This is a genomic window from Pseudomonas sp. W17, from assembly GCF_040268305.1.
Classification (GTDB): Bacteria; Pseudomonadota; Gammaproteobacteria; order Pseudomonadales; family Pseudomonadaceae; genus Aquipseudomonas; species Aquipseudomonas protegens.
In genome coordinates this window covers 6,968,415-6,990,061 of record NZ_CP158490.1, presented here as the reverse complement: position 1 = coordinate 6,990,061, position 21,647 = coordinate 6,968,415, and the positions used below count along the sequence as shown (strand labels likewise).

19 protein-coding genes are annotated in these 21,647 nt (G+C 64.0%); 7 read left to right on the top strand and 12 right to left on the bottom strand.

Annotated features, from left to right (window positions below):
* Positions 1-215 precede the first annotated feature (215 nt).
* From ABCR88_RS32260 to ABCR88_RS32230, 7 genes are all read left to right on the top strand, one after another.
* Positions 216-383 (top strand): rubredoxin, encoded by a 168-nt coding sequence (locus ABCR88_RS32260; protein ID WP_011064271.1) that lies wholly within the window; start codon positions 216-218, stop codon positions 381-383.
* Positions 384-425: 42 nt separating this feature from the next.
* Entirely contained in the window at positions 426-1,574 is a 1,149-nt protein-coding gene (locus tag ABCR88_RS32255) for an FAD-dependent oxidoreductase (RefSeq protein ID WP_011064270.1), read from the top strand.
* A 189-nt stretch (positions 1,575-1,763) separates the two neighbouring features.
* The gene (locus ABCR88_RS32250) at positions 1,764-2,039 is read left to right on the top strand and encodes an HU family DNA-binding protein (RefSeq protein ID WP_011064269.1); all 276 of its coding nucleotides are present in this window, start codon (positions 1,764-1,766) and stop codon (positions 2,037-2,039) included.
* 164 nt (positions 2,040-2,203) lie between these two features.
* Complete coding sequence (locus tag ABCR88_RS32245; RefSeq protein ID WP_041120418.1) at positions 2,204-2,728, top strand: hypothetical protein; 525 nt, start codon at positions 2,204-2,206, stop codon at positions 2,726-2,728.
* A complete protein-coding gene (locus ABCR88_RS32240) occupies positions 2,716-3,087 on the top strand; it encodes a hypothetical protein (protein ID WP_041120416.1) in 372 nt (123 codons plus the stop codon). Before ABCR88_RS32245 ends, ABCR88_RS32240 begins: the two co-directional genes overlap by 13 nt.
* A 111-nt stretch (positions 3,088-3,198) precedes the next feature.
* Positions 3,199-3,633, top strand: a complete 435-nt coding sequence (locus tag ABCR88_RS32235; RefSeq protein ID WP_011064267.1) for a DcrB-related protein — start codon at positions 3,199-3,201, stop codon at positions 3,631-3,633.
* A 54-nt stretch (positions 3,634-3,687) separates the two neighbouring features.
* Positions 3,688-3,951: a hypothetical protein gene (locus ABCR88_RS32230; protein ID WP_350403885.1), complete on the top strand. Its 264-nt coding sequence runs from the start codon at positions 3,688-3,690 to the stop codon at positions 3,949-3,951.
* A gap of 19 nt (positions 3,952-3,970) precedes the next feature.
* Here ABCR88_RS32230 and ABCR88_RS32225 read toward each other — a convergent pair whose 3' ends face one another.
* The 12 genes from ABCR88_RS32225 to tssA form a co-directional block, all read right to left on the bottom strand.
* Positions 3,971-4,597: a hypothetical protein gene (locus tag ABCR88_RS32225; protein ID WP_350403883.1), complete on the bottom strand. Its 627-nt coding sequence runs from the start codon at positions 4,595-4,597 to the stop codon at positions 3,971-3,973.
* Positions 4,598-4,612: 15 nt separating this feature from the next.
* Positions 4,613-9,073 (bottom strand): RHS repeat-associated core domain-containing protein, encoded by a 4,461-nt coding sequence (locus tag ABCR88_RS32220; protein ID WP_350403881.1) that lies wholly within the window; start codon positions 9,071-9,073, stop codon positions 4,613-4,615.
* 9 nt (positions 9,074-9,082) lie between these two features.
* Positions 9,083-9,508: a DcrB-related protein gene (locus ABCR88_RS32215; RefSeq protein ID WP_232643657.1), complete on the bottom strand. Its 426-nt coding sequence runs from the start codon at positions 9,506-9,508 to the stop codon at positions 9,083-9,085.
* A gap of 18 nt (positions 9,509-9,526) precedes the next feature.
* Positions 9,527-11,464 carry a type VI secretion system tip protein VgrG gene (locus ABCR88_RS32210; RefSeq protein ID WP_350403880.1) on the bottom strand — a complete coding sequence of 646 codons (1,938 nt, stop codon included), beginning with the start codon at positions 11,462-11,464 and terminating at the stop codon, positions 9,527-9,529.
* A 130-nt stretch (positions 11,465-11,594) separates the two neighbouring features.
* Positions 11,595-14,270 (bottom strand): type VI secretion system ATPase TssH, encoded by a 2,676-nt coding sequence (tssH, locus tag ABCR88_RS32205; RefSeq protein WP_041120406.1) that lies wholly within the window; start codon positions 14,268-14,270, stop codon positions 11,595-11,597.
* A complete protein-coding gene (tssG, locus tag ABCR88_RS32200) occupies positions 14,263-15,315 on the bottom strand; it encodes a type VI secretion system baseplate subunit TssG (protein WP_041120403.1) in 1,053 nt (350 codons plus the stop codon). Before tssG ends, tssH begins: the two co-directional genes overlap by 8 nt.
* Positions 15,279-17,138 carry a type VI secretion system baseplate subunit TssF gene (gene tssF / locus ABCR88_RS32195; protein WP_041120401.1) on the bottom strand — a complete coding sequence of 620 codons (1,860 nt, stop codon included), beginning with the start codon at positions 17,136-17,138 and terminating at the stop codon, positions 15,279-15,281. The genes tssG and tssF overlap by 37 nt, the downstream gene beginning before the upstream one ends.
* Entirely contained in the window at positions 17,135-17,650 is a 516-nt protein-coding gene (gene tssE, locus ABCR88_RS32190; RefSeq protein WP_011064258.1) for a type VI secretion system baseplate subunit TssE, read from the bottom strand. The genes tssF and tssE overlap by 4 nt, the downstream gene beginning before the upstream one ends.
* 160 nt (positions 17,651-17,810) lie before the next feature.
* Positions 17,811-18,299 (bottom strand): type VI secretion system tube protein Hcp, encoded by a 489-nt coding sequence (locus ABCR88_RS32185; protein ID WP_011064257.1) that lies wholly within the window; start codon positions 18,297-18,299, stop codon positions 17,811-17,813.
* 118 nt (positions 18,300-18,417) lie between these two features.
* Positions 18,418-19,911 carry a type VI secretion system contractile sheath large subunit gene (tssC, locus tag ABCR88_RS32180; RefSeq protein ID WP_011064256.1) on the bottom strand — a complete coding sequence of 498 codons (1,494 nt, stop codon included), beginning with the start codon at positions 19,909-19,911 and terminating at the stop codon, positions 18,418-18,420.
* A gap of 16 nt (positions 19,912-19,927) precedes the next feature.
* The gene (gene tssB, locus ABCR88_RS32175) at positions 19,928-20,443 is read right to left on the bottom strand and encodes a type VI secretion system contractile sheath small subunit (protein ID WP_011064255.1); all 516 of its coding nucleotides are present in this window, start codon (positions 20,441-20,443) and stop codon (positions 19,928-19,930) included.
* A gap of 81 nt (positions 20,444-20,524) precedes the next feature.
* Positions 20,525-21,544, bottom strand: a complete 1,020-nt coding sequence (gene tssA / locus ABCR88_RS32170) for a type VI secretion system protein TssA (protein ID WP_350403879.1) — start codon at positions 21,542-21,544, stop codon at positions 20,525-20,527.
* Positions 21,545-21,647 lie beyond the last annotated feature (103 nt).

Here is a 21,647-nt window from a genome sequence, read left to right as displayed (position 1 = left end):
AGTGGGTCAGTATTGGCAGCAAATGAGGCGGCGAGCTTAGCATGGCGATCGCCGGTTTTGATTGATCCAGGACGCCCGGCGGCACGAACGTGCTTGCATCTGCCGGTAGTGATCAGTAAAAAACCCCAGTGCCGGACGCTGATCAGCGTGGCCTTCTAGAGTCGATCCATCGACCGACCCACCGGCGAAGCCTGAACCCTTGAGGAAATGCATCAATGAAAAAGTGGCAATGTGTGGTCTGCGGCCTGATTTACAACGAAGCGGAAGGCTGGCCGGACGACGGTATTTTGCCGGGTACCCGTTGGGAAGATGTGCCCGCGGACTGGCTCTGCCCGGACTGCGGCGTGGGCAAGATGGATTTCGAAATGATCGAGATCGCTTGATCGATTTTTGTGGCTTGAACAACCAATAACAAGGAGCAGGGAATGAGCGCACCGGTAGTGATCGTGGGGACGGGTCTGGCGGGTTACAACCTGGCCCGGGAGTTTCGCAAGCTCGACAGCGAGACGCCGCTGCTGTTGATCACTGCCGACGATGGCCGTTCCTACTCCAAGCCGATGCTGTCCACCGGCTTCGGCAAGAACAAGGACGCCGACGGCCTGAGCATGGCCGAGCCCGGCGCCATGGCCGAGCAGCTCAAGGCCGAGGTCCGCACCCACACCCGCATCAGCGGCATCGACCCGGGCCACAAGCGCCTGTGGATCGGCGAGGAAGCGGTGGCCTATCGCGACCTGATCCTGGCCTGGGGCGCGGAAACCGTGCGGGTGCCGGTGCAGGGCGACGCATCCGAGCTGATTTTCCCCATCAATGACCTGGAAGACTACGCGCGCTTTCGCAGCGCCGCGGCCGGCAAGCGTCGGGTGCTGCTGCTGGGCGCCGGGCTGATCGGCTGCGAGTTCGCCAATGACCTGATCCTCGGCGGCTACAGCGTGGACCTGGTGGCACCTTGCGAGCAGGTGATGCCGACCCTGCTGCACCCGGCCGCTGCGGCGGCGGTCCAGGCCGGGCTGGAGAGCCTGGGCGCGCGCTTCCACCTGGGCCCGGTGCTCAACCGCCTGCAGCGCAGCGCCGACGGCCTGGAGGCCCACCTGTCCGATGGCCAGGTGATCGCCTGCGACCTGGTGGTCTCGGCCATTGGCCTGCGCCCGCGCATCGACCTGGCGGCTGCCGCCGGGCTGGTGGTCAATCGCGGAGTGGTGGTGGACCGCGAGCTGAAAACCTCCCACGCCAATATCTACGCCCTGGGCGATTGCGCCGAGGTCGACGGTCTCAACCTGCTGTACGTGATGCCGCTGATGAGCTGCGCCCGTGCGCTGGCGCAGACCCTGGCGGGCAAGCCGACGGCGGTCAGCTACGGGCCGATGCCGATCACCGTCAAGACTCCGGTCTGCCCCCTGGTGGTGTCGCCGCCGCCCCGTGGCGCCGAAGGCGTATGGACCGCAGAAGGGCAGGGGGCCGACATCAAGGTCCTGTGCCGCAACGCCGATGGCCAGTTGCTGGGCTACGCCCTGACCGGGGCCGCGGTGATGGAAAAACTGGCCCTGAACAAGGAACTTCCTGCGCTGCTGGCTTAAATACCGGTCGTTCTGTCGGAATAACCCGGTTCTTGCCCTCACAAAGGTCGCGGGGAGACTGGCGCCACTCTCAAGCGCGTGCCATCCTCACACCCGTCTGCCGCAGCGTAGAGCCTGCGGCGCCTTGGGCGCTGTTCCCGTGAACAGCACGGACATAACAACAAAAAACCGTCAAAGAGGCTTCACACTATGCGTAAACCAGAACTCGCCGCAGCCATTGCTGAAAAAGCGGACCTGACCAAAGAGCAGGCCAATCGCGTGCTCAACGCCATTCTTGAAGAGATCACCGGGGCTCTGCACCGCAAAGACAGCGTCACCCTGGTTGGTTTTGGCACCTTCCTGCAACGCCACCGTGGCGCCCGCACCGGCAAGAACCCGCAGACCGGCGAGCCGGTAAAGATCAAGGCCAGCAACACCGTGGCATTCAAACCGGGCAAGTCGCTGAAAGACAGCGTCAACCCATAAGCATTGAGCGGGCTCCCGGCAGCGGAAGCACGCAGGGGAAATAGGCACGCCGAGCGCATCGGGTGCCTATTTTTTTGCCTGCCGTTTGCCCGCAGATGTTCTTGCGAAGCCGCTTTGGCGTGGCTAGGATGCGCGATCGTTCGATTTTTGATCTAAGGCCAAGGATGACCCGCCCCACTGACAGCCCCCTTTCATGGGCCGCCCTGCTGCACGGCCTGGCAAGCCCCGGTTTAGTTGCCCTGGTCGTGGGCTGCCTGTTCAGCCTTGGCCTGTCATCGGCCGCTGCCGGCAACGACTCGCGACTGGAGCAGATCGGCTATCGCGAGGCCCTCAGCTGGTTCCACAGCCAGAAATACGACAGTTCCGGCGCCTGGCTCTGCGGCTATTCCCTGGCCCGCGAGGACTACAGCGTGGCGCCCAGGGCTCCGCGCCTGCTGGTGGAAGTGGACCAGCGCTTTCTTTACCTCAAGACCGCCGGCCAGCTGGTGGAACTCACCGGCGCCGCCCAGGGCCCGGAACGCAGCGAGTACCAGAGCACCGGCGCTCATATCCGGGTCACCCTGAACATCCTCAAGCGCAACAATTTCAGCGAGTACCAGGAGTCTCACGACCGCCAGGTGCTGGCGCGCATCGAGATGAACGACCAGGTCGAAACCCTCACCCTCAAGGGGCAATCATGCGGTACCTGAACCTGGCAGGCCTGGGCCTGCTGATCGCCTGCGCGGCCACGCCCGCCCTGGCGGATGAATCGAACCCGGGCAAGGGTTGCTACGGCTACCTCACCGAACTGGTGCGCAGCAGCGATTTTCCCTACCGCGACTTCACCACCCCGGAGCACCTCAAGCTGCTGATCGACCGCGACGATGGCGACCAGCTGAGCTTGCAGCTGTTCTACGAAACCTCCGGCAGCGGGATCATCGGCTGGGTCCGCTACGACGTGCCGCAGCAGGCCCTGTGGAACGTCAGCATCGACCCCGAAGAGCCCCAGGCCCTCAAGTTCGATCAAGGCTTCGCCCGTGCCTACGCGTCCTGTCTGGAAGCGCGTTGAGGGGCCACGGCCGCTGCGCAGAGTTGCCGAGTGGTTCCTTGATTGTTGCTGGCCGTTGCCTGAATATTTGCCACTCTCCGAATCACCCTTTCAGCATGGAACGCCAAACTCTTGTCCACCTACCGCATTCAAGAAGCCGATCTCGATATTCCTGACGCCTGGCAGGACCAGAGCATCAATATCTTCAAGCTGCCAGCCGTTGGCGGTGCCCAGGAAGCCAGCTTCGTCATCAGCCGCGACCCGAGCCAGGGCGACGCCGCCTTTGCCGATTATGTCGCCGCGCAGCTGAATGCTGCCGAGCAGCAACTGCCAGGTTTCAACCTGATCAAGCGCTGGGACTTCGACATGCAAGGCCATGCCGCCGTGCTGCTGGACTACAGCTGGAAACGCGAAGGGCGCGAGCTGATGCTGCGCCAGGTCTTCATCGAGCGTAAGCCGGCCGTGCTGATCACCACCCTGACCACCACGGTCAACGACCTGGTGCATCATGAGCCGGCCTGGAAACAGGCCATGCAGAGCCTCAAGCCGCAGCCTTCGAAAGCCTGATCGGTCAACCCGCCCTGAGACGCATTGCCCGGTAGCCGAACTCTAGGAACCGACATGAAGCTCAACGATCTGTTCGTCAGTCGCGAGGAGATGTTCTCGATGGGCATCGAGGAATCCACCGGCCAGTACTACCTGACCTTTCCGGTGAGCCTTGGGGTGGTCGACTACGAGGAGTACTACGCCATCGAGCGCGCGACCTTCGAACTGTTCGAACAGGATCTGCAGGCCGCGCTGGCGTTCATCAGCCGCGCCAGAAAGCGCGAGCTGGACGCGTTGCTGATCATCAAGCCGGGCAAGAATCGCGGCTCGGCGATTTGACCCGGCCTCCAGCAGGCGCTCAGTTCAGTGCTGCCAGTAGTTGCTTGTTGAACGACTCTTTCAGGTCTTGATGACCGGTGTAGCCCAGGGTCTGCTCGCTCATGATCTTCGCTAGCGTTTCTTCGTCCGGTTTGATTTTGTTGGTTTTCAAGGCGATAAAAATCAGTGGGACCGGATAGGAGTAATACTTTGGCCTGTCTATGACATCGCGCACCAGCGCGGGGCTGACGTTGAAGAGGTTGAACAGAATAGGCAGGTGAACATCCTGGAGCTGGCGCAGAATCACCTGGCAGGTATTTTCAATACCTTGCTCTGTCACGGGCAGTAGCGGGCAGGCAGCTTTTTCACTGACCGTCGACAAGCTGTAGATAAATTTCGGATTGGCCAGGTTGGACGGGTAGGGCGGGTTTATCTGGTCGATTTCGGCCTGCAGGGCCGGGTGTTCGACGAAGATGATGATTTCGTAGGCGCGGGTGTTGGCCAGGTATTCGAAATGCAGGGTCGCCACGGCGCCCGATTCTTTCTGTGCAACCACCACTTTGTTCTTGGTGACTTTTACTCCGGGGTAACCCGAGAGCTCGCTCTTCAAAAAAAGCTGGAGCGCCTTTTCAAAGTTGCTGCGCAATTCCTTGGTGTCTGCTTTCATTTCTCGATTACTCGTTCAATAGCGAAGAAGCCAGAAGGTGGCCGAATGCTGTGCGCCATTGCCACCGAACTGGGTACCTCTGGCGGTTTTGGTCGCAACTTCGAACTGGCCTTGGGTAGCGCCCGACGGTTTGATCAGGCCACCGCCCAGACCACCGTTGGTATTGGCCGGATTGCTCATGTCGAACATTCCCGATCCCTGTTGGTTCTTGGTCAGTTTGCCGCTGCCATTTTTGACTTCGAACACGTGGTAGTTGCCGGCTTTGTCCTTGGCGATGATATCTGCCCTGATGCGATAGGACTTCTGGGTGACAGGGTGTTTGACCTTCATGGTCAATTCTTCACCTACCACAGTGAAACCGTTCCTCTCGAGGTCAGCTTTGGCTTTTGTAGTGCCCCTTCTGCCGCTGTAGGCCGATTTGCAGATCCAGCCCAGCGCATCGATCCAACCGATTGGGTTGGGAGCGTACTGATAAAGGTTCAAGCCTCCGGCCAGGCCGATGGGGTCCGGCGTGGTGAAGCGCCCGATATCCGGGTCGTAGAAACGGAACGTGTTGAAGTGCAGCCCAGTCTCGCGGTCCAGGTACTGGCCCTGGAACCTGAGATTCTGTTCCTCGATGTAGTAGGGCTCGCGTATTTCTTCGACAGTGTTGCCCCAGACCTGATAGCGGGCCTGCCAGACGCTATGGCCGTCAGGCTCGCAAAGCTGTTGAGGCAGGCCATTCAGGTCGTTGTGGTAGTAGCGGATCTTCTGCTGCGCGCCAAGGCCGTCGACCCGCGCCAGGGGCGCATGTCCCAGGTCTTCATAGACATAGAGGCTGGTCTGTTGATGACGCTGTTCCTGCAGCAGCCGCAGGCCATCCCAGACGAATCGCGTTTCACCCAGAAGGTTGCCCTGGCTGTCGTACTCGCTCTTGCTGATGCGGCGACCCAAGACGTCGTAGCGCATCCTGACCAGGGTTTCGCCGCTGGAGGTCTGATTGCGCACTTCGATCAACCGGTGTTCGGCGTCGTAGGCAAAACGTTGCACGCCTCGCCGACCACTGCGTTTTTCAATCATTCGCCCGAAGGCATCGTAGCGGTAGCGCTTGTCCTGGTAGGTCAGCAATTTGTTGTGCACCACCAGCCCGGCGCCCGCCTTCGGGCCATCAAGCAAATTGGCGGCGGCGTCATAGGCGAAGGTTTCTTTCTGGCCCTGCAGGCCGTCCTGGCTGGCAATGATTCGCCCGGTCGCGTCGTAATGGAACAGTTGCCGATGTTGCCCGGTGGCATGTCGCTCGGCCAGGCCCACCAGATTATCGCTATCGTCGTACTCCAGGTGTCGCTCCGGGGCTGTTGGCAAGGTGTTTGCCAGCAGGCTGGAATGCTGCAGGCGTGCGCGCAGGCGGCCACACCGGTCGTATTCGCTGCGAGTGCTGATCTGACCCTGGGTCCGCAGCACCTCACGGTGCAGGCGGTCACGTTGAAAGTCGCTGACTACCTGGCCATCGAGATTGATCTGGTGCAGATGGCCGCTGCCGTAATAGAGCCGGTTGAGCCAACGCTTGTCCGGTAGCTGGGTCTGAGTCAAATTGCCCAGTTCGTCGTATCGATGGATCAGGCTGCCGGCCGCGGTGTGTTCTTCGAGTAATTGGCCCAGGGCGTCGTAGCTGAAACTCAGTGCCTGCTGGTTGCCGAGGTTGTCGGTAAAGCTGGCGGCGGTCAGTTGGTTCAAGGGGTCGTAGGTGTATTGGCTGCGGCCATCGTCTGTGATTTTGGCCAGCAGCCGCCCCACGGCATCGCGCTCGAACCGGTGGATGATCGGCGCGATAGGTTGCACGGGCACGGCGCTCAGCCCGGTGCCATAAGGGGCGGGGTGGGACTGGAGTTCGACGACGTTGTTCAGCAGGTCATAGCCATAGCGTTTGGCACTGCCGTCGAGGTCCTGCTGTTCGCTCAGGCGGTTGCCGGCGTCCCAGGCAAAGCGATAGCTTTCGCCGTTCTCGTTGGTGAGCGCCAGCAGCCGTCCGTACGCGTCATAGTCGAACCGGACCTGTCGGCCGTGAGCGTCGATGCGCTGGCGTATCTGCCCGCGCCGGTTGTACTGGTAGAGCGTGGTGTAGCCGGAAGGGTCGGTGTAGCCCTGTAGCTGGCCGTTGCTGCTGCGTTGAAAATGCTCGGCGCGCCCATCGGTCAGTTGGCTGCTCAGCAACCGTCCCTGGCAGTCGTAATGGAACCGGGTGTGCTCGCCAAGGGCATCGATGATGGCTTTCACGTTGCCGCGTCGATCGTATTCGAAGCGGGTTGGATAGCCCGAGCAGTCCAGGTGTTCAAGCAGTTGCCCGGACGAGTTCCAGCGCATCTTCCGGCTTCTTCCCGCGGCATCGATGATCTCCACCACCTGGCCGTGCGCGTCATGGCGGTACTGGGTCACCTGGCCCAGCGGGTCTACTTCGGCGATACAGTTGCCCCGGGGATCGTAGCGCAGGTGCCAGCTTTCTCCGGCGGGATCGGTCAGGGTCTGTGGCAGCGACCAGTGCTCCAGCCACAAGGTCGAATGGCTGTGCCCCAGAGGATCGGTCTCGGCTATCAGGTTGCCGGTTTCGTCGTAGCTATAGGCATAGCGTCCTCCCAAGGGGTCGGTGGCGCTGAGCAGTTGGCGCTCATCGTTCCATTCGAAGGCCCATGTCTGGTTGAGGTTGTCGGTGTACTCGACGATCTGCAACTGGCTGTTCCAGCGGCGGCGGCTGAGGCGTTGCAGGCTGTCGGTGACCTGGGTGATTCCCGCCTCCAGATCATAGTCGTACTGATAGCTATCGCCTTCGTCGGTCCAGTGACGGGTCACTCGCCACTGCTGGTCGGCAAATTGTGTCCATTGATAGAAGCAGCGCAGCCCGGTGGCCAATTGATGTTCGGTCATCCGGTGGCCGGCGTCATAAGCGAAGCGACGCTGTACCTGGCCTTCGCTATCGCGCACCTGTGCCAGGTCTCCTGCCGCATCGTAGTCGTAGCTGACCAGCACTTCCCGTTGCTGGTCGGGGTACAGCCGTTCAACCTGGGCAATCCGACCGGGCCAGAGCGTGCTGTAGCTCAGTTCGAGTTGCGCCTGTTCAAAGGTGTCACGCAGCAGCCAGAGGCGTCCGGACGAGTCGTACTCCAGGTGCAGACGGTTTTCGTTGCGGTCCCCCAACTGGCTCAGGCGCAGCCGCGAGGAGTCGCCCGGCAGCGGCTCGAACAGACGGTAGATACCGTCGCTGCTTTCGATCAGCAACTGTCCGTTCTCGTTGCGTCGTACGCTCAAGCCTTCACCGGGGCTGAAGGCTCCTGCACCCAGGGCAATGGAGCCCATGTCGATGCGGCGTCCTTGCTCATCAATGTAGAGCAGGCGCTCGCCACCTTCGGGGTGGGGCTCGATCTGGACGCTGATCTCGTAAGGCAAGCTCCAGCCGGCCCCGAGCAGGCCGTCACGACGTTCGTCGCGGCTGTTGTAGAAGCGTTGCCATTCGATGGGCATCAGCCCGGGCAGGGTGAAATCCAGATCGTCGTCGGCTCCGAGCACCTTGGCCCCGGTTGCCGCATGCACCGGGTGGGTCGAGGCGACGACGGCCTGGGTCAAAGCATTGGTGGCCTGGCTGACGACAAAGGAATTGACCCCCGCCATCAGCATGCACGGCAGGTTGCTGAGGAACTTGCCCTTGCCGCCCTTGAGCATCATCAGCACGGTCACCGCCAGGCCCACCCCCGGGGTCTTGCCGCTACGGATCTCGCGCACCACCACCGAGCCACCGCCGATGGTCACGTTCGGGGAGATAGGCCCGGCCGACACTACCTTGGCATCGCAGGTGCTGCGGTCGCCGCTGCGTACTGCCGGCTGGCCGTCGATGCTGACCTTTTCCGAGCCTTCAGCCAGATACTGCACCGGCATCGGCGGGTGCTTGGTGCAGGTCACCAGGTCCAGTTCCTTGGTCTGGGAGCCTGGCGCCGGGGAGGCCACGGTGGGCCGCCACATCTGCGAGAAAAATTCCTTGGCCATGTCGAGGAAACCGGGCCCTTCCTCGGGCGTTGCCGACGGGGTGTCGGTGGCTTCGCCTTCTTCGGCGCCGTCGCCGCTGATCTGTGTCGGCGGTGCGATGCCGGCCGCGCGGGCCGCCGGCTTGTTGTTGGTCAGGACCTTTTTCGAGCCGCTGGCGATGGTGGCCTGGATCGAGGGCGGGAACAGGGCGTTGGCGATGCCCTCGCATAAATTGCTCAGGCCCTTGTCGGCTCCGGTCTTGCTCATGACCACGCCGACGACGACGCCCACCACCAGCCCCAGCACACAGGCGCCGAGGCCGCCGGTGGCCACGGTGATGCCTGCTGCCGCGGCTACTGCCATGGTCGCCAGGGCGCCGATGGCAACGTTGGCCGCCACCTCCAGCACGCCGCCGAGAATGTCGGCCATCATCGAGGTGTGTTCCAGCCCATCGCCCAGGCGTGCGGCCCACAGTGCATCAGACATGGCCCTGCCTCAGCCCAGCACCAGGGTGTTCTTGATCTGCGCCCAATGGGCGGCTTCCGCGTCGCCGAGCTTCTGTGCCTTGACGTAGCTCATGGCGAGCATCTGCCGGGTGCCGGGCAGCACCAGGGCCAGTTGGTACTGGAACACCTGTTCTTTGCCCTTGTTGAACTGGCTGCGCAGCTCCAGGCCCTGGATGTCCTGGGCCGGGCCCAGCAGCACCGGTTGCGGAGCCTGGCAGCGCAGGTCCTGGACTTGCTGCTCCAGCCGCTGCAACTGGCTGGCCAGGTTGCTCTCCAGGGTTTCGCCGTCCCCCAGCAGGCTGCGGCTGACGATCAGCGAAGTGCCCAGGGCCGGGAACTTGAGGATATTGATCGAAGCGTCCTGCAGTTCGCCGGCAGGCAGCTGGAACTGCAATTCATTGAGGCGATAGGTCATGGCCTGGGCGTCCGTTCATTAGCCTTTGGGGGCGGAAAAGGGGGCTTTGGCCTTGGCGCTGATGGTGCCCTGCACACCCTGGCCCTCGGTGGTGGTGCCCGGGCCGCCGCCGTTGTTCAGGTGCAGCACGCCACCGGTATTGATCTCGGCATCGGCCGAGGCATGCACGCTGATGTTGACCCCGCACAGGTTGATCTGGCCGCTGGCGTTGAGCTCCAGGATGCTGGCCCCGCATACCAGGCGCAGGCGCTCGCCGACCTCGATCACGTAGCTCTGGCCGACGCTGTCGAGCTTCTTCTCGCCCACCGTCAGCTCATCCACGTGCTGAACGATGCGCGTGCGCTTGTTGCCGATGGTCACGTACTCGTCGTGGCCGATGCTCTTGTTGCGGTTGTTGCCCACCGAATGGCTTTCGTTGACCTCGACCACGATGTCCTGGTTGCGCTCGGCGTGGATGTACAGCTGCTCCGCGCCCTTTTTGTCTTCCATGCGGATTTCATTGAAGTTGGCCGGGCTGCCGCCCTTGCTCGAACGGCTCTTCATGCCGCTCTGGGTGGCGTTGGCGGGCAGGTCGTAGGGCACGGTCTGTTCGGCGTTGTAGACCCGGCCGGTGACGATCGGGCGATCGGGATCGCCTTCCAGGAAGCTGACGATGACTTCCTGGCCGATGCGCGGGATCTGCATCGAGCCCCAGTTCTTCCCGGCCCAGGCCTGGGACACGCGAATCCAGCACGAGCTGTTTTCGTTGGACTGGTCGTGGCGGTCCCAGTGGAAGTGCACCTTGACCCGGCCGTACTGGTCGGTCCAGATCTCTTCCCCGGCCGGGCCCACCACTCGCGCGGTCTGCGGGCCCTGGACCATGGGCTTGTGGGTGGTGGCCAGGGGGCGGAAGCTCTGCTGGGCGTCGATGCAGGTCAGGTGGCTCTCGAATTGCGCCGAGCCGCCGCCAGCGCCGCTCTCCAGGCTTTCCTGGACCAGGTAGTAGCGGATGCTGACGATCAGGTATTCGCGGTTCTGGTCCTGGCGGCTGAAGCCGGTGAGGCTGAACAGGTTGCCCACCCCCAACCCCCGGGCGTTGCCGCTGAGCTCGATGCGCTCATGCAGGCTTTGCAGGGCCTCGATGCGGGTCTGGGCATAGTGCTCGCCGTCGCTGCTCTGCACGTAGGTGCCAGGGTAGTCGTAGAGCGGGTAGTCGCCGGCGCTGTGGGGCCGCGGCATGGCCGAGCGCACGTCGATCCGGGCGCTGGGGCGCTGGAAATCATAGTCGTTGAGCTCCAGCGAGCCGGGCTGCACCTCCTGGGCCAGGTGCCAGTCGAACATGTGGTCGCGCTCGCGCTGCTGCTCGTCTCGCGGGTAGTAGGGCACCGAGGCGTAGCCGGGCACGCTGCTGTGAGCGCCATAGGCGTCGGCCAGCACCATCACGTGGCGGTCCTTCTCGTGGCGGAAGAAGTAGTAGATACCTTCCTGTTCCATCAGCCGGCTGACGAAATCGAAGCTGGTCTCGCGGTACTGCACGCAGTACTCCCACTCCCGGTAGGGGCGGCTCAGGGCGTCTTCGAAATCGGAAAAGCCCAGGTCGCGGAACACCTGCTTGATGATCTGCGGGATGCTCAGGTTCTGGAAAATCCGGCAGTCGGAGGTGCGGCTCAGCAGCCACAGCCAGGGGCGCAGCGTCACCTCGTAGCTGGCGAACTGGCCGGTGTCGATGTTCTGGCTGCAGCGCGCGACGATGCCGTGGAAGTGCCGCTGGCCGCCGCCGTCCAGCTGTACGCTGAGGCCCATGGGCTTGCCCAGCAACTGGTTGAGGTCGATGTTGGCGTCAGTGGAGGTCAGTTGCAGCTGGTAGTCGAACAGCCGCCCCAGCTCCTCGCCGCCGCCCAGGCTCTTGAGCAGCAGGACGTCCGGTCCCAGGGGGCAGTTGACCTGTGCCAGTCGTGTGGATTGCTGAAATAACATCGTCAGTCTCGTTGAATGCGTGGTGTGCCAGGCCAGCCCCCTGCAGGAGCGAGCGTGCTCGCGAAGGCGCCAGGTCCATCACCGTGGCGGTCGCTTCGCTGGCAAGCCGGCTCCTGCGCAGGGCGCGGGGTCAGGCCGGCTCGCTGAAGTCGTAGTGCAGTTCGTTGTCGCGCTGGCTGATGCGCACCCCGGCCAGGGCGCGGCCTTCGAGCATGCGGTTGAGGAACTCGCGGCTCATGTCCGGCAGCAGGCTGTTGGTCAGGATGGCGTCGATCATCCGCCCGCCGCTTTCGGTCTCGGTGCAGCGCGAGACGATCAGGTCGATGACCTCGTCGTCGAAATCGAAATCCACCTTGTGGGTGCTTTCCACGCGCTTCTTGATCCGCCCCAGTTGCAGGCGGGTGATGGCCTTGAGCATCTCGTCGCTCAGCGGGTAGTAGGGAATGGTCACCAGGCGCCCCAGCAGTGCCGGCGGGAAGATCTCCAGCAGTGGCTGGCGCAGGGCCTTGGCGATTTCCTCCGGCTCGGGCACCGCCTGCGGGTTCTTGCAGACGTTGGCGATCAGCTCGGTGCCGGCGTTGGTGGTGAGCAGGATCAGGGTGTTCTTGAAGTCGATCATGCGGCCTTCGCCGTCTTCCATGACGCCCTTGTCGAATACCTGGAAGAAGATCTCGTGCACGTCCGGGTGGGCCTTTTCCACTTCGTCCAGCAGCACCACGCTGTAGGGCTTGCGCCGTACCGCTTCGGTGAGCACGCCACCTTCGCCGTAGCCGACATAGCCCGGCGGGGCGCCCTTGAGGGTGGACACGGTGTGGGCTTCCTGGAACTCGCTCATGTTGATGGTGATGACGTTCTGCTCACCGCCATACATGGCTTCGGCCAGGGCCAGGGCGGTTTCGGTCTTGCCCACCCCGGAAGTGCCGGCCAGCATGAACACGCCGATTGGCTTGTTGGGGTTGTCGAGGCCGGCGCGGGAGGTCTGGATGCGCTTGGCGATCATCTGCAGGGCGTGGTCCTGGCCGATGATGCGTTTCTTCAGGTGCTGGTCCAGGTTGAGCACGGTTTCCAGCTCGTTGCGGGCCATGCGCCCCACTGGAATGCCGGTCCAGTCGGCGACCACCGAGGCCACGGCCTGGTAGTCCACGGTCGGCAGGATCAGCGGGGTCTCGCCTTGCAGGGTACTGAGGCGCTGTTGCAGGTCCACCAGTTTTTCCCGCAGGCCGTGGCTGTCGTCACCGACGTCGCTGTCCACCAGGCCGACGTTTTCCCGCAATTGGGCGCGGGTTGCCAGCAGTTCGTCCACCAGGGTCTTCTCTTGTGCCCAGCGACTTTCCAGCTCGGCCAGGCGCTCGCGCTCGGCAGCCAGGAGGTTCTCGCTGTTGACCTGGCGATTGCCAATGGCAACGCCAATCGCCTGTTCCCGGGCGATGATCTGCAACTCGGTTTCCAGGGCCTCGATGCGCCGGCGGCTATCGTCCACCTCGGCCGGCACGGCGTGCAGGCTGATGGCGACGCGGGCGCAAGCGGTATCCAGCAGGCTGACGGATTTGTCCGGCAACTGGCGCGCGGGAATGTAGCGATGGGACAGTTTGACCGAGGCCTCCAGGGCTTCGTCGAGGATCTGCACCTGATGGTGCTGTTCCATGGTCGAAGCCACGCCGCGCATCATCAGCAGCGCCTTGTCTTCCGAAGGCTCGGCCACTTGCACCACCTGGAAGCGCCGGGTCAGGGCCGGGTCTTTCTCGATGTGCTTCTTGTACTCGGCCCAGGTGGTGGCGGCCACGGTGCGCAGAGTGCCACGGGCCAGGGCCGGCTTGAGCAGGTTGGCCGCGTCGCCGGTGCCGGCGGCGCCACCGGCGCCCACCAGGGTGTGGGCTTCGTCGATGAACAGGATGATCGGCTTGGGCGAGGCCTGGACGTCCTCGATGACCTGGCGCAGGCGCTGTTCGAACTCGCCCTTCATGCTGGCGCCGGCCTGCAGCAGGCCAACGTCGAGGCTGCGCAGTTCAACGTCCTTGAGCGCCGGCGGCACGTCTCCGGCGACGATGCGCAGGGCGAAACCTTCCACCACCGCGGTCTTGCCCACCCCGGCTTCACCGGTGAGGATCGGGTTGTTCTGCCGGCGGCGCATGAGGATGTCCACCAGTTGGCGGATCTCTTCGTCACGGCCGACGATGGGGTCGAGCTTGCCGCTGCGGGCCTGCTCGGTGAGGTCGACGGTGAAGCGCTTGAGGGCTTCCTGCTTGCCCAGGGCGCTGGGGGCCATGGCACCGCTGGCTTCGCCGGGCACCGCACCGGCACTGAAGCCGTCACTGGCGCTCAGGGCGTTTTCCGGCGAGTCGCCGATGTATTCGTCAAAGCGCTCGCACAGGGTCTCGACCTTGATCTTGTCGAACTCGCGGGACAGCCCCAGCAACGCATGGCGCAGGCTCGGGGTCTTGAGGATGCCGATCACCAGGTAGCCGGTGCGCACCTGGCTTTCGCCGAACATCAGGCTGCCGTAGACCCAACCGCGCTCCACCGCCTCCTCGACGTGGGACGACAGGTCGGTGATCGAGGTCGAGCCCCGGGGCAGGCGGTCCAGGGCCTCGGTCAGGTCCTTGGCCAGGCGCGCCGGCTCCAGGTTGAACTGGCGGATGATGCGGTGCAGGTCCGAGTCCGTAAGTTGCAGCAACTGGTGAAACCAGTGGGCCAGTTCCACATAGGGGTTGCCCCGCAATTTGCAGAAGACCGTGGCGGCTTCGATGGCTTTGTAGGCAACGCTGTTGAGTTTGCCGAACAGCGCCGCGCGACTGATTTCACCCATGCTCTGTGCTCCTTGGTGTACGTGAGGTAGTGGCCAGGTCGGCGTAGTGCCGGGCCAGTATTAGATCCTTGGCATCGCTGCCGGGTTGGCCGAGCCAGGTGTTGAAACCCAGGCGCTGGCGGCCGTTGAGTTGCAGCTTGGGCACTTCGTCCTTGAGCAGGACCAGGTTCAGGTCCCAGTCCAGCTCGAAGCCCAGGTATTCGGCGGCCCAGGCCACCAGTTCATGGAATTGCTGGCCGTCGGGCAGCATTCCCAGGTAGTCGTCCAGTTTCATCGGGCCGAGGCGGATGCGGAACTTGTGCTGGCGGTCCCAGACGTGGCTGCCCAGGCAGAAATCCACCCCCAGCTGATGGGATTGCACCCCGACCCGGCTGCGCTCGGGCAATTCCAGCCACTGGCCGACGTATTCCTCGATCTGCACCGGCAGGCCGAAATACTCGCTGATGATCGCCCGCAAGCCGTCCGGGTAGCGGGTCTGGGCCGCCAGGTGGCCGCTGTAATGCAGCTTGGCGGTGTCGGCGATCAGACCCTGCTTGAGCAGGCTGGGCATGCCCCGGCCCGACAGCGCCGCCAGCCGCGCCGACCAGTAGTCGTCGTCCGGGCGATCGTGGCTCACCGTCGGCCGGGCTTCGGCCCAGGCCCGGTAGAACAGGCTCAGCAAGCGGTGGTGGAACACATCGAGAAAACGCTTGCTGGTGCTGTCGGCGTTGTTGCGCTGGCGCTCGCGCACGTATTCGGTGATGTGCAGCGGCAGCGGCCCGTTGGGCCCGCCGAGGCCGAAGAAGAACTGCTCCAGGCGGGTCGCGGCGCCGTCGCTGCCGGGGGTGACCGAGGCCAGGGTGGCCGGGGCGAAGCTGCAGTCGGCCTGCTGTCCCAGGCGCAGCGGATCGTCCGCCAGGCGCACGGAGTGACCGAAGCGCGGCAGTTGCGGCGACAGGCATTCGATACGCCGCAGGGCCTGGAAGAAGTCGTACTCCCAGGGCTCGGCGTGCATCGCCGTCAGCGTATTCAAAGAGTCGGACGACGTCCGGGCTTGGCTTTCCATCGCATGATCTCGCCGCGTTCGGTGGTACGGATCACCGTCTCGGTAAAACTGTTGATCGACACATAACGTGCCAGGAAGCGCTCGAATACCGCGCCGAGCAGAAACACCCCGGTGCCGCGGAACGCGTTTTCATCGAACTCCAGGGTGATCTCCAGGCCCCGGCCGAAGACGATCGGCCCGGGCATCGGCAGGCGCCGGGTCACCGCCTTGCTGCTGACTTCCCGCAGGCCCTCGATCTGCAACTGCAGGGCCGCGTCGTTGCTGTCGCCGTACAACCGCAGCAGTTCGCGCAGGGCCGCCGCGCCCTGGCCCTGTTCGCTCAGGGACAGGTAGTTCAGCGACAGCTGGCTGATCAGGCGCCAGGCCTTGCCGTCGTGGGCATGGCTGGGGCGCGGCCGGCTCGGGCCCGCCAGGCAGCGGATGGCCTGTACCGGGGCGCTGTCGGCCAGGGTGAAGTCGGTCTTGCCGTTGCCGGTGTTCATGAACAGTGGCAGGTCGCGGTTGGTGCACAGCGCGCTGACCCCGAGCTGGCGCAGGTCGTGGCGATAGGGCGCCTGCTGGCTGTCCACCAGGCTGACGAAGGATTCGCTGCCGATGTAGGTGGAGCGCGGGCCGTTGCGACGCTGGTCGCTGGACAGCACCCGCGGCTCGCGCCGGACGATGTAGTAGGACTGGTCGCGGCCGTAGCGGGATGGATCGCGCACGGCGTAGAACGGCAGGAACGGCTGTTCCGGGCCGGTGCCGTGGCCGCTGATGGCGGTCAGCGAGTGGACCTCGAAATCCATCGGTCGGGTGCGGTCGGCGATCACATGGTGCTCGTTGACCCGGTCGGACAGGTGGATACGGTCCAGGCGCTTGGGAAACAGGTTGATCGCCGGGGTGCAGAAGGGCACGAACTGAGCGGTGCCGACGCTGCCTTCCAGGCTCTGGTCGAAGCGCTCGAAGAGCACGATCAGCTCCAGCTCCTGGCCGGCGCAGCGCTTGACCGCGCGCCCCAGCTGGGCGAATTCGACGAACAGGAAGCGGTTGGGCAGGGCGAAGTATTCCTGCAACAGGCGGTAGCCCTGGAAGGCCTGGGGCACCACCGGCAGCGCCGCGTCGCGGTCGTCGAAACCGCGCGAGCGCAGGGCGTCCGGGGGCAGGCGCTCGACCCAGTCGCCGCCCGGGGCCCGGGCGAACACCGCGCAGACGTTGCCCAGCAGTTGTTCGTAGAGGCGGAACGGCTGTTCGTCATTGCCGTTCAGGTACAGCGGCAACTCGTCCAGGGCCAGGCTGTTGAACGGCAGTTCAGCGCCGGTGCGCAGGGTCAGGCGCAGCCCGGCCTTGGCCCTGGGCTCGCTGGCGGCCAGGCGCCCGAGCACTGCCGACGGGTTGCCGAAGTATTCGGCCTGGGCCACTTGCAGTGGCCACAGGGTCACCGAGTGCGCGGTGCGGTATTCGCAGCAGGTCTGGGTATCGCGGCCCAGGGCGGCGCGCAGGCTGGTGTCGCGCTCCAGGGTGAAGCCGCTGCTCAGCGAACCTTCGTCGGGATCGGCCTGCAACTGCACCACGGTCATCGACGGGGTCGGTGCCAGGTAGTGCGGGTAGGCGATCTCCAGCAGGTTGTGGGTGAAGGTCGGGTACTCGGCGTCGAGCTTGAGCTGCACCCGGGCAGTCAGGTAGGCGAAGCCCTCCAGCAGGCGCTCGACATAGGGGTCGGCGCAGTCCATGCCCGACAGGGTCAGGCGGCTGGCGATCTTCGGGAATTCCTTGGCGAACTCCGCGGCGCTTTCGCGCACGTGGTGCAGTTCCTGGTTGTACAGCTCCAGCAGGCGCGGGTTCATGAGCGCCTCCGGGAGTCGGCGTGCACCACTCGTACGTGGCCCGATTCCAGGTCCATGTCGGTTTGCAGCAGCAGACGCAGCGGCATCGGCTGAGCCCAGAGGTCGCCTTCGATCTCGAAGCTCAGGGCGTTGTGGTTCATTTCCCCGGGAGCGGTGCGTGCGCGTACCCGCAGGGTGCTGCGCAGGATGCGCGGCTCAAAGGTGGCGATGGCCTGGTGGATCAGCGCCTCCAGGGCCGGGATATCGATGCTCGAAGCGCTGTACCCGGCCAGGGCCGGCAGGCCGTAGTTGACCACCGAAGTACCGGCGGGGGTGTGCAGGGTCGCGTCGGCTTCCAGCAGGGAAGTGGTGTTGAGCAGCCATGCCAGGTCGCGCAGTACCGAGGCCTTGAGCTGGCTCAGGGACAGCACGCGTTTGTCCGGGCTTTCTTTCAGGTTGCCGGGTTCATCGTCGGTCAGACGATCCAGCAGGGAGGGTTGCAAGCGATCGCGGGCGGCGATGTCGGTTACCAAGGGGGTCGCTCCAGGATCGGATTGCGCAGGCATGACGTCACGAAAAGGGGCATAACCAAAGACTCACGAGGACGCGGTCCTGGCCAACCGTCCTCGCGTTGCGCCAGGCGCAACGCGAGGGCCGGGCCGGTCGCCGCCACGGGGCGGCGACCGAAGCGGATCAGCGCTTGGTGTTGGAGCGGATGTTCCAGCCGTACTTGATCGGGCCGCCGTCCTTGGTGCCGTCGGCTTTCTGCGGCTGGTACTCGACCATCACCTGAGCGAAGTTCAGGGTGATGTTTTCGGTCAGGCGGTCATCGCTGCCCGAACCGCCGGTGCTCAGCGAAGTGATCAGCACTTCTTCCAGGTCGATGATCATGTACTCGACCTGGCTTTCGCCGCCGGCCTTGCGCACGGTCAGGCGCACCTTGTCGATGTGCTTGCCGCTGGAGCAATGCATCATCAGGTTCGGCGATGCCTTGTCCACGTACTTGGTCAGCGACAGGTCCTGGATGTTCACCTTGCCCGCGCCGCCGCCACCGCCAACGTGCATGTTGCCGGACTGGGACATGCCCCAGCTCCAGTTCAACACGTCGATTTCGTCCTTGTGGGCTTTGTCCATGGACTCGCCCTTGATGTCACCGATCTTGATGAAAATATCAACAGCCATGTTTTCTCCCTGTGTGGCACTTGCCACGATGTTGATTCAGCTTCTGTCGCCGCTGCGCGAGGTCCTGTGGACCTCGCGCGGCCTGTGGCTGCGGCCGCAGGTTTGAGTCGGTTATGGGTTAGGCGCCCTTGGCGGACGGCAGTTTGGATACCAGGCGCAACGACACGGTCAGCCCTTCGAGCTGGTAGTGCGGGCGCAGGAAGAACTTCGAGTTGTAGTAGCCGGGGTTGCCTTCGACTTCCTCGACCACCACTTCCGCCGCGGCCAGTGGGTGCTGGGCCTTGGTGGTTTCGGTGGAGTGCGCCGGATCACCGTCGACGTAGTTGAGGATCCAGTCCTGCAACCAGCGCTGCATCTCGTCCTTCTCTTTGAAGGAGCCGATCTTGTCGCGCACGATGCACTTCAAGTAGTGAGCGAAGCGGCAAGTGGCGAACAGGTACGGCAGGCGCGCGGCCAGGTTGGCGTTGGCGGTGGCGTCCGGGTCGTCGTATTCGGCCGGCTTCTGCAGCGACTGGGCGCCGATGAAGGCGGCGAAGTCGGTGTTCTTCTTGTGCAGCAGTGGCATGAAGCCGTTCTTCGCCAGTTCCGCTTCACGACGGTCGGAGATGGCGATCTCGGTCGGGCACTTCATGTCCACGCCACCGTCGTCGGTGGGGAAGGTGTGGGCCGGGAGGTTTTCCACCTCGCCGCCGGACTCCACGCCGCGGATCCGCGAGCACCAGCCGAAATGCTTGAACGAACGGTTGATGTTCACGGCCATGGCGTAGGCGGCGTTGGCCCAGGTGTACTTGGAGCTGTCGGCGCCGTCGGTGTTTTCCTCGAAGGCGAAGGCTTCCACCGGGTCGGTCTTGGCGCCGTATGGCAGGCGCGCCAGGAAGCGCGGCATGGTCAGGCCGATGTAGCGCGAGTCTTCCGATTCACGCAGCGAGCGCCAGCCGGCGTATTCCGGGGTGGTGAAGATCTTGGTCAGGTCGCGCGGGTTCGACAGTTCCTGCCACGAGCCCATGCCCATCACGGTCGGCGAAGCCGCGGCGATGAACGGCGAGTGCATGGCGGCGCAAACCTTGGACAGCTCGCCCAGCAGCTCGACATCCGGTGGCGACTGGTCGAAGTAGTAGTCGCCCACCAGGCAGCCGTAAGGCTCGCCGCCGAACTGGCCGTATTCCTCTTCGTACATCTTCTTGAAGAGCGGGCTCTGGTCCCAGGCCGTGCCCTTGAATTTCTTCAGGGTCTTGTGCAGCTCCGGCTTGGAGATGTTGAGCACGCGGATCTTGAGCTGCTCGTCGGTCTCGGTGTTGTTCACCAGGTAGTGCAGGCCGCGCCAGGCGCTTTCCAGCTTCTGGAATTCCGGGTGATGGATCACCTGGTTGACCTGGGCGGTGAGCTTGGCGTCGATGGCGGCGATGATCGACTCGATCGACTTGATGGCGTCGTTGGACACCAGGTCGGTCTGCGCCAGGGCCTGTTCGGCCAGGGTCCGCACCGCGGTTTCCACGGCTTCGCGAGCACGCTCGGTCTTGGGCTTGAATTCCTGCAGCAGCAGCGATGCGAATTCGCTGGCCTGCTCGGTGGCGCCGGGTTGCGCCTGATTGTCACGCATCAATTCGGTCATGATCGTTGGTCCTGATTTACGCGTTCGGCTCGGAGTCAGCAGGCTTTGGCGCACTGGCCAGGGCCTGGAGCAACGCCGGATCCTTGATGGCTTTCATGATGATTTCTTCGGCGCCGGTCTTACCGTCCATGTAGGTCAGCAGGTTGGCCAGCTGGGTGCGGGCTTCCAGCAACTGGTTCAACGAATCGACCTTGCGCGCCACGGCCGCCGGGCTGAAGTCGTCCATGCTCTCGAAGGTGATGTCCAGGCTCAGGTTGCCTTCGCCGGTCAGTTCGTTGGGCACGTGGAAGGCCACCCGAGGCTGCATGGCCTTGAGGCGCGAGTCGAAGTTATCGACGTCGATTTCCAGGAACTTGCGATCGGCCACGGCCGCCAGGGGCTCCACGGGCTTGCCGGCGAGGTCGGCCATCACGCCCATGACGAAGGGCAGCTGGACCTTTTTCTCGGCGCCGTAGAGTTCGACGTCGTACTCGATCTGCACCCGGGGCGCGCGGTTGCGCGCGATGAACTTTTGAGAACTTTGCTTCGCCACGTTGTGCTCCTGGTCGCTGCTGCGACGGTGTTGGCGTCGGTCGGTGGTTGCCGCTGACGATACTGCTCGGCTGTTCCGGGGTTAGTCGGATTCAGGGCCGCGCAGGTTTTCAAATTGGGACATGCCGTCGGGAATCAGATTGCGCACGATGGCCGCGAAGTCGGCGTTGACCAGGTTCTTGGCCCGGTTGAGCAGCACCGGCAACGGGCTCGAAGGCTCGTGGCGGCTGTAGTAGGCCAGCAGCCGGTCAAGGCTGCGCAGCACGTCTTCGCGGCTGCTGATCTCGCCGGAAATCCGTACCGGGGCTGGCGCTGCGGGCGCACCGGGCTCTTCGGTGGACGGCCCATCGGCGTGTTCCTCGACCGCGTTCTGCACGCCTTGCGGGGCGTGCTGGCCCAGCACCTGCAGCGCCAGGCGCAGGGGTTGCTTGAGGGCCGTGAGGTCTACACCGCTGGCCGAGCCTACTTGTTCGCTGACCTGTTTCTCGATGCTTTCGGCCGCCGAGCGGGCTGCGCTCAAGGCACTGCGAATGGCATCCAGGTGTTCGGGGTCGCTGTCTTGCAGGGCGCCGGCCAGGTGGTCGGAGCCCAGGCTCTCGCCGGAAAAGTGCTGCAGGCCGGCGGCGTTCAGCGCGGCTCGCAGGCTCACCGGGCCGAAGGTCCGGGAACGGGTCAGGATGGCTTCGCGGAGCAGGCCGATGGTGGTGTCGGACGCCAGGCCGGCCAGGGCGTTGATGCGCACTGTGGGGTCGTTGTCGTCGTCGGCGTCCAGGCGCGGATGCAGGTCCGCCCAGTAATCCCGGAGCAGGCCGTCGATCAGTTCGAGGCTGGTGGCCAGGCCCGGCAGGCCTTCGAGGGCCAGGGTGCTCTGCAGGAGGAAGTGGGTGATGCGCAGGTCTTTGCTGCGCGCCAGCAGGTCCAGGCTCTGTTGCTGGATGCTGCGCCAGTCCGGCGGCTCGGCCGGCAGGATCGAGTCGCCCATGCTGCGCTCGGGCTGGCCCTGTGCGGCCCGCTCCAAGTGCAAGAAATCCGCGTCATATTCCAGGTCTTCGCCACAAGGCGAAGTTGCTGAAACCGCGGCGAGCAACATCGGTACATCCACCTGGTTTGATCTCCCTATCAGCCTGCAGGACAGTCAGGCAATTAATGCACTAGTTTGTTTGTGAACTCGCGCACATTTCTTGGTTTATATGGACTCGTTGATA

Excerpts from the sequence above, each read along its gene's own strand:
- ABCR88_RS32210 (WP_350403880.1), bottom strand. The coding sequence starts at position 11,464 with ATGTTATTTCAGCAATCCACACGACTGGCACAGGTCAACTGCCCCCTG.
- ABCR88_RS32185 (WP_011064257.1), bottom strand. The coding sequence starts at position 18,299 with ATGGCTGTTGATATTTTCATCAAGATCGGTGACATCAAGGGCGAGTCC.
- ABCR88_RS32260 (WP_011064271.1), top strand. The coding sequence starts at position 216 with ATGAAAAAGTGGCAATGTGTGGTCTGCGGCCTGATTTACAACGAAGCG.
- ABCR88_RS32250 (WP_011064269.1), top strand. The coding sequence starts at position 1,764 with ATGCGTAAACCAGAACTCGCCGCAGCCATTGCTGAAAAAGCGGACCTG.
- tssG (WP_041120403.1), bottom strand. The coding sequence starts at position 15,315 with ATGGAAAGCCAAGCCCGGACGTCGTCCGACTCTTTGAATACGCTGACG.
- ABCR88_RS32220 (WP_350403881.1), bottom strand. The coding sequence starts at position 9,073 with ATGTCTGATGCACTGTGGGCCGCACGCCTGGGCGATGGGCTGGAACAC.
- ABCR88_RS32245 (WP_041120418.1), top strand. The coding sequence starts at position 2,204 with ATGACCCGCCCCACTGACAGCCCCCTTTCATGGGCCGCCCTGCTGCAC.
- ABCR88_RS32225 (WP_350403883.1), bottom strand. The coding sequence starts at position 4,597 with ATGAAAGCAGACACCAAGGAATTGCGCAGCAACTTTGAAAAGGCGCTC.
- tssH (WP_041120406.1), bottom strand. The coding sequence starts at position 14,270 with ATGGGTGAAATCAGTCGCGCGGCGCTGTTCGGCAAACTCAACAGCGTT.
- tssF (WP_041120401.1), bottom strand. The coding sequence starts at position 17,138 with ATGAACCCGCGCCTGCTGGAGCTGTACAACCAGGAACTGCACCACGTG.
- ABCR88_RS32240 (WP_041120416.1), top strand. The coding sequence starts at position 2,716 with ATGCGGTACCTGAACCTGGCAGGCCTGGGCCTGCTGATCGCCTGCGCG.
- ABCR88_RS32255 (WP_011064270.1), top strand. The coding sequence starts at position 426 with ATGAGCGCACCGGTAGTGATCGTGGGGACGGGTCTGGCGGGTTACAAC.
- ABCR88_RS32215 (WP_232643657.1), bottom strand. The coding sequence starts at position 9,508 with ATGACCTATCGCCTCAATGAATTGCAGTTCCAGCTGCCTGCCGGCGAA.
- tssC (WP_011064256.1), bottom strand. The coding sequence starts at position 19,911 with ATGACCGAATTGATGCGTGACAATCAGGCGCAACCCGGCGCCACCGAG.
- ABCR88_RS32230 (WP_350403885.1), top strand. The coding sequence starts at position 3,688 with ATGAAGCTCAACGATCTGTTCGTCAGTCGCGAGGAGATGTTCTCGATG.